This window comes from Eubacterium sp. An3 (assembly GCF_002159465.1).
GTDB classification, from domain to species: Bacteria; Bacillota; Clostridia; order Lachnospirales; family Lachnospiraceae; genus Anaerobutyricum; species Anaerobutyricum stercoris.
In genome coordinates this window covers 110,275-126,759 of the sequence record NZ_NFIR01000001.1, presented here as the reverse complement: position 1 = coordinate 126,759, position 16,485 = coordinate 110,275, and the positions used below count along the sequence as shown (strand labels likewise).

The following is a 16,485-nucleotide window of genomic DNA, read 5'->3' as shown; positions in this document are numbered from 1 at the left end:
AAACAGAGAGAGCGAACTCTCTCTGCTTCCACAATACCTTAGGATGCGGTGCATCCGGTATTTTTATTTGTAAAGCTCTACCATTCTTGTCAGTTTCTCGTAACGAGCTTTTGCAGCCTCTTCGGAATCTTTGAAGAGTTTCTCCGCTCTTTCTGGGAATGGTTTTACCAGACGGGTGTAACGTGCTTCGTTGTTCAGGAAATCCTGATAGGAGCCGTCGCCCTCTTTGGATGTCAGGGTAAATGGATTCTTTCCTTCTGCTTTCTTGGATGGGTCGAAGGAGAAGAGGTTCCAGTAACCAGCCTTAACGGCTTTCTTCATCTCATCCTGACAGTGGTTCATTCCGCCCTTAGCGATTCCGTGAAGCTCACATGGAGCGTATCCGATGATTAAGGATGGTCCGTCGTAAGCCTCTGCCTCTACGAGACATTTAACAGCCTGGTTAGGGTTAGCGCCCAGAGCGATCTGTGCTACGTATACGTAACCGTAAGTCATAGCAATCTCTGCAAGGCTCTTCTTGCTTACTTCTTTACCAGCTGCAGCGAACTGACAAACCTCACCGATGTTGGAAGCTTTGGAAGCCTGTCCACCTGTGTTGGAGTACATCTCTGTATCGAATACCATTACGTTTACGTTCTCGCCGGAAGCAAGTACATGGTCAAGTCCGCCGAAACCAATATCGTATGCCCATCCGTCACCACCGAAGATCCAGATGGATTTCTTGGAGAGATACTGTTTCTTCTCAAGAACTTCTGCAGCATCCGGGCATCCGGCAGCGGCAGCTTTCTCCAGCTCTGCAATCAGGACTTTTGTATCAGCCATGTTCTCTCTGGTGTTCTCTTTTGTCTCCATGAACTTGTTAAATGCAGCTTTGAACTCGTCAGTTGCTTTATCGGAAGCAGCCATCTTCTGTAATTTAGCGATAGCCTGTTCACGTAAAGTCTTCTGTCCAAGGTACATACCGAAACCATGCTCTGCGTTATCCTCGAATAAGGAGTTAGCCCAGGCAGGTCCCTGCTGAGAATCTTTATTTACAGTATATGGACAAGTTGCAGCAGGTCCGCCCCAGATGGAGGAACATCCTGTTGCATTACTGATGTACATCTGCTCACCGAATAACTGAGTGATCAGACGAGCGTAGGATGTCTCTGCACATCCTGCACAGGAGCCGGAGAACTCAAGCAGCGGCTGATTGAACTGGGAACCTTTGACTGTTGTGTCTGCAGGTGCGCCCGGTTTCTTGCCAACGCTTGCTACCAGGTAATCGAATACCGGCTGCTGATCTGCCTGAGATTCCTGAGGAACCATCTGGATAGCTGCTGTCGGGCAGACAGTGATACACTCGCCGCATCCCATACAGTCTAACGGAGATACGCTCATTGTATATTTGTATTCGCTTGCTTTTGGTTTGGTATCTGCAACCTTCATGTTTGCAGGTGCAGCTTTGATCTCGTCTTCACTTACCATGAACGGACGGATGGTAGCGTGGGAACATACAAACGCACACTGGTTACACTGGATACATTTCTCAGCATCCCATTCAGGAACTGTTACGGCTGTACCACGTTTCTCGTATGCGGAAGCTCCCAGCTCGAACTGGCCGTCTGCGATATCCTTGAATGCGGATACAGGCAGGTTGTCGCCATCCATAAGTCCGATAGGGTTCATCAGCTCTTCTACCATCTTCACTGTTCCCGGACGTCCTTCCAGTTTTGGAGCAGGAGCGTCTGCTTCTGGGTTGGACCAGGAAGCCGGAATCTCTACTTTGTGAAGAGCGTCTACACCAGCGTCGATTGCTTTGTAGTTCATCTCAACAACAGCGTCACCCTTCTTGCTGTAGGACTTCTTAGCAGCAGCTTTCATGTAATCAACTGCTTCTTCGATTGGCATAAGGTTAGCCAGTTTGAAGAATGCGGACTGAAGGATCGTGTTGGTACGTTTGCCCATACCGATCTCGATTGCTTTGTCGATAGCGTTGATGGTGTATAACTGAATGTTGTTGTCTGCAATGTATTTCTTGGATTCTGCAGGCATATGTTTATCTAATTCTTCGTCGCTCCACTGGCAGTTGATCATGAAGATTCCGCCTGGTTTTACGTCCTGAACCATCTTGTAGCCTTTTACAACGTAGGATGGGTTATGACATGCAACGAAGTCAGCCTGGTTGATGTAATACGGGCTCTTAATTGGGTTGTCACCAAAACGAAGGTGAGAAATTGTGATACCACCTGTCTTCTTGGAGTCATACTGGAAGTAAGCCTGGATGTATTTATCTGTGTGGTCACCGATGATCTTAGTGGAGTTCTTGTTAGCACCAACAGTACCGTCTCCGCCAAGACCCCAGAACTTACATTCTACTGTACCAGGAGCAGATGTGATCGGAGCAGGTTTAACCTCCGGCAGGGACAGGTTTGTAACGTCGTCCACGATACCGATTGTGAAACGAGGCTTCGGATCATCTTTCTTAAGCTCTGTATATACAGCAAATACGGATGAAGGAGGTGTATCTTTGGAACCTAATCCGTAACGTCCGCCTGTGAGAACGATGTCGTTAAGACCAGCTTCACGAAGAGTAGCAGCAACGTCCAGGTACAGAGGCTCGCCTAAAGCGCCTGGCTCTTTTGTACGGTCAAGAACTGCGATCTTCTTCACTGTCTCAGGAAGTACCTTCAGTAATGAGGAGGATACCCATGGACGATATAAACGAACTTTAATTAAACCAACTTTTTCGCCGGCTTTTGTCAGATAATCGATAACTTCTTCTGCTACGTCACAGATGGAGCCCATTGCGATGATCACGCGGTCTGCATCCGGAGCACCATAGTAGTTGAATAAGTCGTAATCTGTTCCTAATTTTTCATTGATCTTTGCCATGTATTTTTCTACAACAGCCGGTAAAGCGTCATAAACGGAGTTACATGCCTCACGATGCTGGAAGAAAACGTCGCCGTTCTCGTGGGAACCGCGCATAGCAGGTTTCTCTGGGTTCAGTGCATGCTCACGGAACTCTTTTACTGCGTCCATGTTGCACATTTCTTTCAAATCAGCGTAATCCCATTTTTCAATCTTCTGGATCTCGTGGGAAGTACGGAAACCATCGAAGAAGTTAATAAACGGAACTTTGCCCTCAAGAGCAGCAAGATGTGCTACAGGACTTAAGTCCATAACTTCCTGTGGGTTGGACTCAGCCAGCATAGCAAAACCGGTCTGACGGCATGCGTATACATCGCTGTGGTCACCGAAGATGTTCAGGGCCTGTGTGGAAACAGTACGTGCGGAAACATCAAATACACATGGAAGCTGTTCAGCAGCAATCTTGTACATATTAGGGATCATCAGCAGAAGACCCTGAGATGCTGTAAATGTTGTGGTAAGAGCGCCGGCTGCCAGAGAACCGTGTACAGCACCTGCTGCACCTGCCTCAGACTGCATTTCATTGACGATTACCTGATGACCAAAAATGTTCTCCTGTCCGGCAGCTGCCCACTGATCGATGGAGTCAGCCATTGGACTGGATGGTGTGATAGGATAGATAGCTGCAACTTCGGTATAGGCATAAGCTACGTGAGCAGCAGCGGTATTTCCATCCATGGACTGTTTTGCTCTAGGCATTGAAATTTCCTCCTTAATAAGTTAAAGATATGGTTTATAATTCGACATAATATTATCATTTTTTTTAGAATCTGTAAAGCGAAATCGCCCATGTTTGTATACAAATACAAGATTGTACCCTAAAAAATGACAATCTGCCAAATGTTGCCCTTGACATAGCGCTTCCGCCGTGCGCCATGCGGGATTTCAGCCTTTTCCCGGCGCTGTCGGATGCATAAAATTCCCTGTGGGCAGTCGACTTCTCTGCCAGATTATCCGCCGCCGCATCATCCTTTCCACAGCAGCGAAAAAACAAAAAAGAATAACAAAAAAGTACTGTTCCTCTGTATAAAAAAGCAAATGTACCCAAAATAGGGAATATACTCTGTGACCACCCCGAAAATCTGCTCTTTCCGGACGATCAGGCGGTCTTCCCGGTCGTTGGCGTCCCCCTTGGTAATGTAGGCATTTTCCTGCACTTTATCCACAATGCGGTGGGTCACGCAGATGACCTGTCCACCATACGGGGCGTAGAAAGCCACAATATCCCCCGGCTCATACTCTTCCTCTTCTTTCACAAACAGAAGACTTCCCTTTTCAATGACGGGACTCATGCTGTCCGAGGTCTCGTAATAGATCTGCCGTCCCGCCAGAAACGCCACGCCGGACAGAAAAAACGTCCCGAAGAGCAGCCCCCATATCACACCCGTGAAAATCTTCACGATTCCACGGCAGATTACATAAAATCGATTCATAGTATATGATATGAGCCCCGGGTGCATAATATTACAAATGCTGCCAGCATTCCGCCGCAAAGGCACGGACCGAAAGGAAACACATCCCGGCGGTCCGCCCTTTTAAATAGTAGCAGATACAATCCCCATATTCCACCGGCAAATATCCCCAGCGCCGCTGCCAGTACATTTCCTTCCCACCCGAGGAACAGGCCGCCGGCGGCCATCAGCTTGATGTCCCCGCCGCCGAATCCTCCGGGCGCCAGCAGCGCCGCCAGCAGCATCGGCACGCTGACCACAAACATACCCAGCACCCGGTCCGGCACGCCCGGCCCCGGCACCGTAAAAACTGCACAGAGCCCCGTCACGAAAACCGCGGCGTTGAGCCGGTTGGGAATCCGCATGGTCTTCCAGTCCGTCCATGCAATGACGCCCAGCAGCGCAAAAAATGCAGCGATGGTCATCCAGCATAACAGTTTCGCTATATTTCTCTCCTCCTTTTAGATATTAGTGCTGCAATATCAATATTACAGACAAAACATTTTCCCGGCAGGTATCTCAGTGCCGGGTACTTTCCGCTTCTATTCATTCCATTATTTTCCCATTTTTCCCTTTCGCCAAAAAAGAAAACGGCCGTGCAGCTTACGCACGACCGTATCTTTGAAGTGAGGGGTACTTCATGTAGAAAATAAATTTCATGGGATTATTATACCATACTCGACAAATTAATCAATTGTTCTTTATGACTTTTCCATATATATTTTTTATTGCGCTGCATCCGGCGCCGCTGTATTGCCTGTCGATTCTGATGCTGCTGTTCCTTCTGCTGCATCTGGCGCCGTTGTATTGCCTGTGGTTCCTTCTGCCCCGTCCGGCGCCGCTGTGGTCTCCTGCGTCTGATCCGAGGAGGCCGACGGATTCTCCGTGGTGGCTGCTGCCGCCGCATGTTCCTCATAGGTCTCAAAATACAGGTTAGAGCCGTCATTTTTCACCTGGTCAGTCTGGAAATACAGATAATTATGCTCCGCCGGGTGCAGTACGCCGTCGATGGCTTCCAGGCTCGGGCTGCAGATTGGTCCCACCGGCAGACCGTCGTTCTTGTAAGTGTTGTACGGGGAATCAATCTCCAGATGATCGTAGAGCACCCGCTCCACGCCGTACATGCCTTCCGACATGGCGTACACCACCGTGGAATCAAACTGCAGACGCATATTCTGCGCCAGCCGGTTATTGATGACGCCGGCTACCATCGGATATTCTTCCGGCCGTTCGGTCTCCTTCTGCACCAGCGACGCCCGGATAAGCACTTCTTCCACACTCATGCCGAGATTTGCCGCCTCCTGCTGCCGCTGCTCGTCAAATTTATTCAGGAACTCATCAAGAATCTTCGCCACCAGCTCATCCCCGGTCATATCCTCCGAGAGGTAATAGGTGTCCGGGAAAATGTAACCTTCCAGCTGATAAAACACCTGATCCGCTGCCGGCAGCACATCCGCATACTGGAAGTTCGCCGCTGCATTTTTCACCGCGGTCAGAAACTCATCCTGACTCATAACTCCTTCGTTTTCCAGTTTTTCCGCAATCATCGGAATCGAATACCCTTCCGGTATGGTAAAGGACTGCTCTTCCTTCTGGGCGCCGCCGGTCACCAGCGCTGCGATCACATCATCCAGACACATGCCGTCGTTGAGCGCAAAGGTTCCGTAACGCAGCTTTCCTCTGTTGTCGGAAAAATATATCTTCATAAGAAATGCTGTCTCATACCGGATAACACCCGCATCTTTCAGCTCCTGAGCCACCTGCCTTGTGCTGCTGCCTTCCTCGATGGTCACCTCCACCGGGTTGCCCTCCGTTGATTCCGTCCGGGAATACTCCCGCCATATGGAGAATCCAAAGGTGAGCATCACCGCCAGCACCACTGCGCCTGCTCCCAGCAGAATCTTCTGCCACAGCCGCATTGGCTTCTTCTCCACTGCCTCACCGACAGTCTCCACGATCGCGTCCTCGCCGGAGTTCTCAAAGCCTTCGGTACCGCCCATATCCCGGGAACCGCCGCTTTTTCCGGAATGGCTTTCTTCAGGACGATCGGATTTTCCGACCCCGGCAGCTCCATCCTCTCCATTTATCTCACTGTCCGTCACCGGGCTCTTTTTGGAACGCCTGCGGCGTTTTATGCCGACGGATTTCTCCGTAACATTTTCCTCTGTCTCTGCCAGTTTTTCTGCTTCTGGTTCTTCTGTCCCCGCTGTTTCTGCTGTCTGCTCTGCTATTTCTGCTGCGCTGACATTCTCCTCTGTTCCCGCCGTTTTTTCTTCCGGCGACGTTCCAGCTCCTGTATCTTTCTTTTCCGGTTCCGGTTTAAACTTTATCTCCAAAATGTATCCCTCCATACGCGCCTGCATTCACTTTTCCCTGCAGGCAACAGGTTTATTCCTTATCGTCACCGCGGCTCGATGGCCGCCTGTTATTTCTTTTTTACCTTACCACATATCCCCCTGTCCGGCAAGGCTGTTTTGACGTTTGCGCAGCTGTCCTTTTTTCTCTTCTTTCACAAGATATATTTGGTGCTTCCTGCTGCACCAATTCGCCGAATTATTCCACTGTCGACCATGTCTTTTAAAATCACCCTCGCCCGGCGCTGTTTCACTCCCAATAACTGACTGACTTCCGCAGAAGTTATCTCTTCTTTCTCGGCAATGGCATGATAAATTATTTTTTGTTGGTATGACATTTCCTTTATATTATTTGCCGATTCTTTTGAAGGATCCGGCACATCTCTGGCACTATCCGGCACTTTTTTCAATTTATCCGGCACATCTCCGGCACTATCCGGCATCTTTTCCATACTGTCCGGTACTTTTTTCGAACCATTCAGTCTCTCTCCGGCACCGCCATGCTCCACATTCACAGAACGATAAAGATTAATTCTCAGCGCAATCTCCATATCCAGAAACTCAGGCTCTGACAAACCATATTCCTTCATCTCCTGCATCAGCCTTGGAATTCCGGTTCCCCAGCCTTCAATCAGATTCATATAAGAAAATGCATGAGCCAGGGCCCGGTTTCTAATTTGAGAATACCCTTCTTTCATGCGTCCAACGGTAACGCCCGGCATCAGTCCTCCCGGGGATGTAATTTCCAGTCTGTCATCATAAATTGCCACTTGCACATGGGACGTTTGCAGAAAACTACAATTTATGACCGCATTTATGATCAATTCCCGGATACTGTCCGGCGGCAGCTCATAGATATCTTTCCGATACACTCCCTCTATCTTTGCTCCCAGCCGAATATTTCTCAGCACAAATCGAAAAGATTCCTCCACCTGCTGCCAAAGCGGACCGCCATAATCCCTCTTATCCACAAAAACAGCACGGGTATTTCCTTTGAACATCCCGCATTGAATTTTTGAAAGAAAAGCATCCTGCCCTGTCAAAAATACATAGGCATTTGTAGGATGAATTCTGCCATCCTCTGTCTCCGACAGAATTCCCCAGCTCAGCAGGACATTTTTTGTGACATTTTTCACTGACTGCCGCTGTATATCATTTTTACAATTGGCAAGTGCTACTGCCTTCATATCTGCACATAATTTTTCAATATCTTCATCAGAAATATACAAATCGGAACGGACCACTGTATCATAAGAACGTCCTTCGGATTCATAGTACATTTCCTGTGTCATTATCCTGTCCGCTTTTCTGGAAGTACCGGAAATACTTTTATATATTTTATACTTTTTTCGGGACGTCTCACTTTATACTCCACGTTTTTAGATTCACCCGAAAGCAACTCCTCCACATTCTTATAATCTCCTTCCCATCTCAAATGTAGAAAATCCCTTACAACAAAATTGAGTTCGACAAAGTTGAATTTCCTGTCGTAGCCTATCTTGATTTTTTTACCTTACCACATATCCCCCTGTCATACAAGGCTGTTTTGGCGCTTGCGCAGGAATTGGAAATGCTATAGACTGATGGTAGTAAAACCTTGTTGAAATACCGTACATTTTCTTGCTGAAATGTTTCGGCCGCCTGCATTGGGGCAACCTAAAAATGCATCGGCCTACACTCCGCCGGGAAAGGAAACCGACATGCAAACACCTTTACATTTTATTCTCCAATTTGATATGAAATCGCCCTACAACAAGGCCTACCGCAGTGCGGCAGAGGCTTTGGCCTGTTCTCTTAGTGCTGGAGAGGCGGCAGGCAAAACGCCATGCACCACAATCGTTCTCTGCGACACCGACGAAGCCATCCGGCGACACCGGATAGTGGGGCTTCCGGTCATCGCTGTCTCTCACGACGGCAATTCTTCGGAGGAGTTGATGGGAACACCCTGGCTGATTCTGTCTCCGGAAGCGCTGACACGTGACTTTCTCTACGAAGTGTACTGCCGTCATTACGAACGTCCCATGTGGATTCTGGAGACGGAACGCTGTCGGCTTCGGGAGCTTTCCGCAGAAGACTTCGATGCTCTGCTGCTTCTTCAGAAAGAAAATGCACAGAATCCGGAGGGCTGTTTTTTCCCTGACGGCTGTGACAATCCGGAAGATTTTCTCTCGAATTATATCCGGCATCAGTATCCGTTTTTTGACTTTGGGTTATATGCAGTTTTAGAGAAAGGGACGGGGAATTTTATGGGAATTGCCGGGTTTACCGGAATTACTGAGATTGCCTCCGATGACATCTCTCTTTCCGCCGAGGTAAGCTATGCCCTGCTGCAAAAATATCAGCGTCGTGGGCTCGCCAAGGAAGTGCTTCTGGCACTGCTTTCCTACGGACGCAAAACGGGCGGATTCAGACAGTTTACTGCCCGGATCCGCCCGGATAATGTTGCTTCCGCGGCTCTCGCCAAAAAATGCGGTATTAGGATTTATCATATCTAAAGAAAATTCATATTAAATACTCTCGTTTTGTTTTAATCCATATGATTTAATTATTTCTTTTTAATATATTATATGTTATTAGTAGATTTTCGTCTTCATATGTGTTATTATAAACATGCTGTCGTACCTCCAGCAGAAAGGGGGTGAATTCATGGGAGACATTATTTCCTTGTTGTTTGTCACTGTCGCAGCGGATGTAATTAGCTATTACATACGCAAATGGCTGGACAGTGACAATTAGACAGCAAACAGCCTAAGCGGAATAGCTCGCCGTAAAGAGTGAGAAATCCCCCAGAGACGCCACTCTGAGGGATTTCGTTTCTTCATGGAAGCTAACTTTCCTTATTGCTTAGCTGATATTATAATATGCGATTCCAACGAAAAAGTCAACACCTTTTCTAAATTATCATCAACAAAACTTTTCTAAAACAATATTTGCATTTTCCAGGCATTATATCAACAAATAAACATCGCATCTCCAAAGCTGAAGAACCGATACCGTTCTTTCACCGCCTCTTCATAGGCTGCCAGTACATGTTCTTTTCCGGCCAGGGCAGATACCAGCATGATCAGGGTCGATTCCGGCAGATGGAAGTTGGTGATGAGGCAGTCCAGTATTTTAAACTGGTAGCCCGGATAGATAAAGATCTCCGTCCATCCGCTGCACGGTTTCAGTCTGCCGTTTTCGTCGGCGGCGGACTCGATGGTCCGGCAGCTGGTGGTTCCCACGCAGATGACTCTTTTTCCGTTTTCTTTGGCGCTGTTGATTTTCTCCGCCGCATCCTCGTCGATCATGTAGAACTCTGAATGCATGTGGTGATTTTCCACATCGTCCACCTTCACCGGACGGAAAGTGCCCAGTCCCACATGGAGTGTTACTCTGGCGATATCGATGCCTTTTTCTTCGATGGTCTTCAGCAGCTCCGGCGTAAAATGCAGTCCTGCCGTAGGCGCTGCCGCCGAGCCGGAGTGGGTGGCATAGACCGTGTTATATCTGTCCTTGTCTTTGAGCTGATGGGTGATATACGGCGGCAGAGGCATCTGTCCCAGCTGGTCGAGAATCTCCTCGAAGATGCCCTCAAATTCAAACCGGATCAGACGGTTGCCCTCGTCGACGATATCCATTACCTCGCCCACCAGCAGGCCGCCGCCAAACTGAATCCGAGTGCCCGGCTTCGCCTTACGACCAGGCTTTACGAGGGTCTCCCAGACGTCGCCGGTCTTTCTCTTTAACAGAAGAACCTCGATCTTCGCTCCGGTTCCTTCTCTTTCACCGATGAGCCGGGCCGGGATTACCTTTGTATCGTTGATGACAAGGCAGTCTCCCGGATTCAGATAGTCCACGATCTCCCGGAACACGTGGTGGCTGACCGCCCCGTGTTCCTTATCCAGTACCATGAGCCGGGAGTCTGACCGATTTGCAAGCGGGTCCTGGGCGATCAGCTCTTCCGGCAGGTCATAATAAAAATCACTTGTTTTCATATATTTATCCTGTCCTTTTCAATGAGCGAGCCCTGCATGGAATCCACACAAGGCTCTTTTTTATCTCAATACTGTTTTTACTGTGTTCTGAGCTCTGCGCCCATTCTCTTTCCGAGTTTCTTCATTACCTGGTTGGCAGTGTTTTCGATTTCCTGGGAAGTCAGCGTCTTCTCATCGGAACCGATGGTCAGACGGATAGTCACAGACTTCTTGCCCTGCGGAATCTGTTTTCCTCTGTACTCATCCACGAAGGCTGCGTCTTTGACAAGGGCCGCTGCTTTCTTCTTGCCCATGATGGTATCGTAGATATCATGCCATACCGCATTGGAATCAAAGAGCATGGAGATATCGTAATCGGTCTCCGGATACTCTGCCAGGTGAACAAATGTATTGGTTCTGGATTTGAGTGGTTTCAGCTTGGTGGCATCCAGCTCGAAGAGCATGACGGAAAGATTCTTGATGCCGCACTCCATGGATACTTTCTTCGCCATCAGACCCATGTCACCGATTTTTTCATCGTCCAGATAAATGTTCAGCCATACCACGTTGTCAGCCCAGGACGGTTTCTCTTCTTTTCTGAACTCGTAGGCTTCCATGTGGGTGTAGCGCGGCATATTTTCCAGAACGCCTTTCGCCTCTCTGAACAGAGTGTTGATATCCTTTTCGCTGCTTGCAAAAGCCGCTCCGATATGTCTGCGCTGCTCCGGCAGGGATTCGGTCTCGTCATAGACGGAAGTATAATTTCTGTCGAAGAATACCTGCGCCTCCTCAAAGATAGAGAAGGTGTGGAAGTAACGCTCGTTTTTCGCCACTGCCTCGCAGAGGTTCGGCAGCAGGGAGGAACGAATATAGCTCATATCCGGCGCCGGCGGTGTGGAAAGCTTCAGGATTCCGTCGGTATTCGGAAGAACAGCATTTACAAATGTATCGTTCATCCAAGGATAGGTGTATACCTCCTGCATGCCGCAGCGCACAGCCAGATACTCTTTGATATTTCTCACAAGACTCTTGTCTTTCTGATTGATGGCCGCTGTAAATGTGGTGGCAAATGCAGTGGCTTCGAAGTTGTCGTAGCCGTACATTCTGGCAACCTCTTCCATCACGTCGTCCTTGATGGAAATGTCGCCGGTGGAACGCCAGGTCGGTGCGGTCACATGCATGTTGTCGCCGTCAATCTGTACGTCAAAGCCCAGCTGTTCCAGCTTGCCCTGCATCTCAGCGTTGGTCAGATGTTTGCCCAGTCTCTTTTCCAGCCAGGACAGGTTCACGTCAATCTGCGCTCTCTCCAGTTTCTTTACATAGTTATCGCAGAATCCTGTCACCTTCAGTTCCGGATACAGTTCTTTGAAATACTGCATGGAGAGCGCCAGAGCCTGGTCACATCTCTCCGGATCGATGGCTTTCTCGTATCTGGAAGAAGCCTCTGTACGGGTATCATAACGGAGCGCTGTACGACGGATGCCGGTGGCTTCAAAGTTGGCAACCTCCAAAATCACGCGCTCTGTCTTCGGAAGGATAGAATCCTTTGCGCCGCCCATGACGCCGGCCAGGGCAACCGGGCCCTCGGAGTCTGTGATCACCAGGTCGTCAGCGCAAAGCTCGATCTCATTGTCATTTAACAGAAGCAGTTTCTCTCCTTCACCGGCATGTCTTACCACGATGTGGTCTGTGATATTGTCCGCATCGAAAGCGTGCGTCGGGTTACCGGTGGCAAGCATTACGTAGTTGGTGATATCAACCAGCGCGTTGATCGGGCGCATGCCCACCTTCCAGATTCTGTTCTGCATTTTGTACGGTGACGGTTTTACGCCCACGCCGGACATTTCCACACCAATATATCTTGTACATCTGTCCGGATCATCGATCTCCACCTTGAAATCGGACTGCACATCGGTCTCGAACGGCTTGATCTCTTTAAGCGGCAGGTCGTAAAGCGCCGCGATCTCGCGGGCGATACCGTAGTGACCCCAGAGGTCTGGACGGTTTGTCATAGATTTATTGTCAATCTCAAGAAGTACATCGTTCATATCCAGAGCGTCTGCCAGCGGAGTACCTGCCGGAACTTCAAAAGCAGAAAGGTCGAGAATCTCCGCCTCCTGCTCTGCCGGGAACAGCTCGCCCAGTCCGATCTCATCGGACGCGCAGATCATACCGAAGGAGGCAACGCCGCGGAGCTTGGAATTCTTGATAACCACCGGCTCGCCCTCTCCGTGCCAGCGCACAACAGCGCCCGGGCAGGATACGGCAACGCGCATGCCTTCTTTCAGGTTAATACCGCCGCAGACGATATCTTTGATCTCGCCTCCGCCGATATCTACTTTACATACTCTTAATCTATCTGCATTGGGATGCGGCTCAATGGCCTCGATCACGCCGACGATCATATTGTCAAAACGCTCGGCAAGATATTCCACGTCCTCCACTTCCACGGTGGACATGGTCAGGTCATAGGCAAGTTTCTTTAAATCCGCATCTTCCGGAATCTTTACATAATCCTTAATCCATGATAATGATAATTTCATTTTCTCTCTCCTTATTTGAACTGTTTCAGGAATCTCAAGTCAGCGCTGTGGAACAGCCGCACGTCGTCCACGCCGTAACGCATCATAACGAGACGGTCCAGACCGATATTTACATAGAAACCGGTGTACTCGTCCGGGTCAAGCCCTGCTGCCCGAAGAACGTTCGGATGCGGTGATCCGCCCGGCATAACCTCGATCCATCCCACGTGCTTACATACGCTGCATCCTTTTCCGCCGCAGACCTGGCACTGCATATCAATCTCAAATCCAGGCTCCACAAACGGGAAGAAACCGGAACGCATCCGCACCGGCACATGGGTACCGAAAACTTTGCTCAAAATACTCTGAATCATCACTTTACCGGAAGTAAATGTGATATCTTTATCCACGATCAGCGCCTCGTACTGGAAGAATGCTCTCTCGTGATGGGCGTCCGTGGTCTCGTTACGGTATACACGTCCCGGATACACGAAACGGTACGGCGGCTTGTGGGTCTGCATATAGCGGACGCTTCCGCCGGTCAGATGCGGACGCAGGCAGAGCTTCTCGTTGGTGCTGCCGCTGTCATGTCCCTCAATCCAGTAAGTATCCATGCTCTCCCTTGCCGGATGGTTCGGCGGGAAATTCAGCTTATCAAAAGCGTACATTTCGCTGGTGATCTCGTCTTCCTCAAAAATCTCAAATCCCATGGAACGAAACGCGTCATTGAGGTCGTAGCACATCTGTGTGATCGGGTGAAGTCCGCCGGCAGACGGCAGGATACCCGGCACAGAACAGTCAAAATCCGGAGACACTTCCGAAGCCTTCAGCTTCAGCTCTGTTCTCTTCTCATCAATCAGTTCTGTGACCTCTTTCTTCGCCTGGTTCATAAGCTTGCCCATCTCCGGCCGCTGCGCCGGATCCAGCTTCGGCATCTCCTTCATCAAAAGACTCAAAGCGCCCTGTTTTCCGATGTAAGCGCTCTTTACGCTCTGCAGTTCGCCCTCGTTGGCCGCTTCTGCAATCTTGTTTTTCGCTTCTGATAAAATGCTGTTGATTTTATCTTTCATTCCTCTTTTCCTCCTGTTATACAACATCCAATCTTATGGCAAATATTCCAGGGACGACAAAAAGTCCCTCCCGACTCAACGAATCGAAAGGGACGAATTATATCCGCGGTACCACCCTGGTTCCTGATCTTAATCAGACTCTTTATACGCTTAACGCGCGCCACGGCACTTCTTGTCACGGCAGAACAAATCATGTCCGAATCTCTTATCCTGTCTTCCTCTGCCTGCGCTCCCCGAAGTGCAGCTCCGGTGCGGAAATTCAAAACAGACCGGAACTTAAAGGGACTTACAGCCGATGATCCCCTCTCTCTGAAAGACAGTCTGCCTCTACTGGGACGTACATCCGTGCGCTCCCTCCGGACTCCTCTCCAAGCTTACCTATGCCGACAAACGGCATACCGCCATACAGGACAGGCCCATCACAGGGCACTCTCGCACAGAAAATGTACAGTCAACACCTTCATAGCCTTTATATCAGATAACATAATACCCTAAAGGATATGGAAAAGTCAAGGAGGGAAATAAATTTCTTTGTATACTATACCGCTAAACCACTGCCTCCACCAGAGTCTTATCTCCCAGCCTGATTTCCTGCACACCAATTTTCTTTTTCTTATTAAAATTAAAGCTGAGCATATATCCTTTTTTCAGATGGAAATAATCCAGATACGAAGAAAGCTGTTCTTCGCCCCGCTCATTGTATGCATTTCCATGCCAGATTTTTAATTCGCAAATGTATTGCTGCGCATTATAATCAATCACCAAATCCATCCGTTCCCGATTTCTGGTCTGCGGCTCCACATAGCAGTTCCCCACCCCGTTTATGATTGGCTTTAAAAACAGCATAAAAAATCTTCTGCCTTCGTCTTCAATAAAGGTCTCTGCCCTGTCGCCGTAAAGATAATCAAAGGTTTCCACAAATTTTTCTAAAATTAATTTAACATTCAGATATCCATTAATCACAAATTGATTCTTCTGCCGGACTCCTTCTGCATAGATTTCATTGTCTTGCTCCATAGCATTTAAAAGAAATCTGTTATAAAGCCGCGTCTCAAATATCCGATTTGCAATCTGCACTGTGGAGTTCTCCACTTTAACAAATCCGAACATTCGTGCATTTCTGACTGCCACATCATCCGGGTCATAAGCAATCGTCTGCCCCTGAAAGAGCAGTTTTAAAATAACTGTCTCCAGCTCCGGAAACTGAATCAATTTATGAGTGAGAGAATCGAATAACGGGTTGTTTTCATCCAGGAGCATTTTTACTGCCGCCAAAACTCCCCTCTTTGTCCATGCACTTTTTCTGTCCGGAAATGCATCGGTTCCCGGAAGCCGTTCATCCATAAAATAGCAGAGACGCGATACCAGATAAGGATATCCGGAAGTATAATCATACAGCAGATGTGCAACCCTGATGACATCCATTTCCGTATGATAATCCTTTTCGTATTCTTTAAGCATCCCGCCAATTTCACCGGCAGAAAAACTCATATCTACAAGAAAATCTGCCGCGATATTCCACGGACTATTCTCCCGGTGTTCCTCATCAGGGCGAAGTTTTCTCTGAACATTTCGGATGTCGTATACACTGGCAAGAATCACAGACTGGAATGTCGGTATCTCATCTCTGTCCAGGAATCCGGCCCTAAGCTGTGCCAGGAAATCAAGAAACACCTGATTATTGGTTGCCGTGTCCACTTCATCCACCAGAAGAACCAGCGGTTTTTCTGTACGCATACACCACTGTGTAAAACAATCAAATATCTCTGCCATTTTAGGAGGATATGACCGTTTCTCTTCCAGCTCTTTCATCGCCTCTTTTATTCCGGCAGGCACCCCTTCCATGAAAGAAATTTTTCGTCCCACTTCTCTGGCAAGGCCGTTTACAAACGCAGCCTCATCGGAAAGGTCTGCCGCACTTAAACGCTGAAAATCGAGACTCAGCACAGAATATTCTTTCCGCAGATAATCGCTCAACGCCCGCAGAAGCGTTGTTTTTCCATATTGGCGCGCCCGATTAATAGTAAAATACTTCCCGGCATCTATCATTTTTTTTATTTCATAAAGGCGAGGCTCAAGATTCACCATATAGTGCAGTCTCGGATTGCAGGCTCCGCTCACATTAAATGTTCTTGTCATCTGAATGCAGCCCCCTTTTTACAAAAGTCTTCTCTATGACTTACATTATAAACGTTTTTTCTAATTCATCCAACACATTT

At 48.5% G+C, this 16,485-nt stretch carries 10 protein-coding genes; 1 reads left to right on the top strand and 9 read right to left on the bottom strand.

All coding sequences use genetic code 11. The features are described from left to right. Positions 1-63 precede the first annotated feature (63 nt). The 5 genes from nifJ to B5F87_RS00570 all read right to left on the bottom strand — a co-directional run bounded on the left by nifJ (position 64) and on the right by B5F87_RS00570 (position 8,010). The gene (gene nifJ, locus B5F87_RS00590; protein ID WP_087275316.1) at positions 64-3,612 is read right to left on the bottom strand and encodes a pyruvate:ferredoxin (flavodoxin) oxidoreductase; all 3,549 of its coding nucleotides are present in this window, start codon (positions 3,610-3,612) and stop codon (positions 64-66) included. 266 nt (positions 3,613-3,878) lie between these two features. Then, positions 3,879-4,346, bottom strand: a complete 468-nt coding sequence (locus B5F87_RS00585) for a signal peptidase I (protein WP_158096899.1) — start codon at positions 4,344-4,346, stop codon at positions 3,879-3,881. Next, positions 4,343-4,789, bottom strand: coding sequence for an A24 family peptidase (locus B5F87_RS00580; RefSeq protein WP_087275313.1), 447 nt, complete (start codon positions 4,787-4,789; stop codon positions 4,343-4,345). Before B5F87_RS00580 ends, B5F87_RS00585 begins: the two co-directional genes overlap by 4 nt. 300 nt (positions 4,790-5,089) lie before the next feature. Further along, a complete protein-coding gene (gene mltG, locus B5F87_RS00575; RefSeq protein WP_158096898.1) occupies positions 5,090-6,700 on the bottom strand; it encodes an endolytic transglycosylase MltG in 1,611 nt (536 codons plus the stop codon). Positions 6,701-6,873: 173 nt separating this feature from the next. Further along, positions 6,874-8,010 carry an ATP-binding protein gene (locus tag B5F87_RS00570; RefSeq protein ID WP_087275309.1) on the bottom strand — a complete coding sequence of 379 codons (1,137 nt, stop codon included), beginning with the start codon at positions 8,008-8,010 and terminating at the stop codon, positions 6,874-6,876. 408 nt (positions 8,011-8,418) lie between these two features. Between B5F87_RS00570 and B5F87_RS00565 the strand changes: the two genes are divergently transcribed. Continuing rightward, positions 8,419-9,213, top strand: coding sequence for a GNAT family protein (locus tag B5F87_RS00565; RefSeq protein ID WP_158096897.1), 795 nt, complete (start codon positions 8,419-8,421; stop codon positions 9,211-9,213). Between the two features lie 456 nt (positions 9,214-9,669). On the opposite strand, the gene queA is transcribed toward B5F87_RS00565, so the two are convergent. From queA to B5F87_RS00540, 4 genes are all read right to left on the bottom strand, one after another. Continuing rightward, on the bottom strand, positions 9,670-10,695 hold the full coding sequence (queA, locus tag B5F87_RS00560; RefSeq protein WP_087275304.1) for a tRNA preQ1(34) S-adenosylmethionine ribosyltransferase-isomerase QueA: 1,026 nt from the start codon (positions 10,693-10,695) through the stop codon (positions 9,670-9,672). Positions 10,696-10,772: 77 nt separating this feature from the next. Continuing rightward, positions 10,773-13,217 (bottom strand): phenylalanine--tRNA ligase subunit beta, encoded by a 2,445-nt coding sequence (gene pheT, locus B5F87_RS00555; RefSeq protein ID WP_087275302.1) that lies wholly within the window; start codon positions 13,215-13,217, stop codon positions 10,773-10,775. An 11-nt stretch (positions 13,218-13,228) separates the two neighbouring features. Further along, positions 13,229-14,266, bottom strand: coding sequence for a phenylalanine--tRNA ligase subunit alpha (gene pheS, locus B5F87_RS00550; protein WP_087275301.1), 1,038 nt, complete (start codon positions 14,264-14,266; stop codon positions 13,229-13,231). Positions 14,267-14,812: 546 nt separating this feature from the next. Next, complete coding sequence (locus B5F87_RS00540) at positions 14,813-16,405, bottom strand: ATP-binding protein (RefSeq protein WP_087275297.1); 1,593 nt, start codon at positions 16,403-16,405, stop codon at positions 14,813-14,815. Between the last annotated feature and the right edge of the window lie 80 nt (positions 16,406-16,485).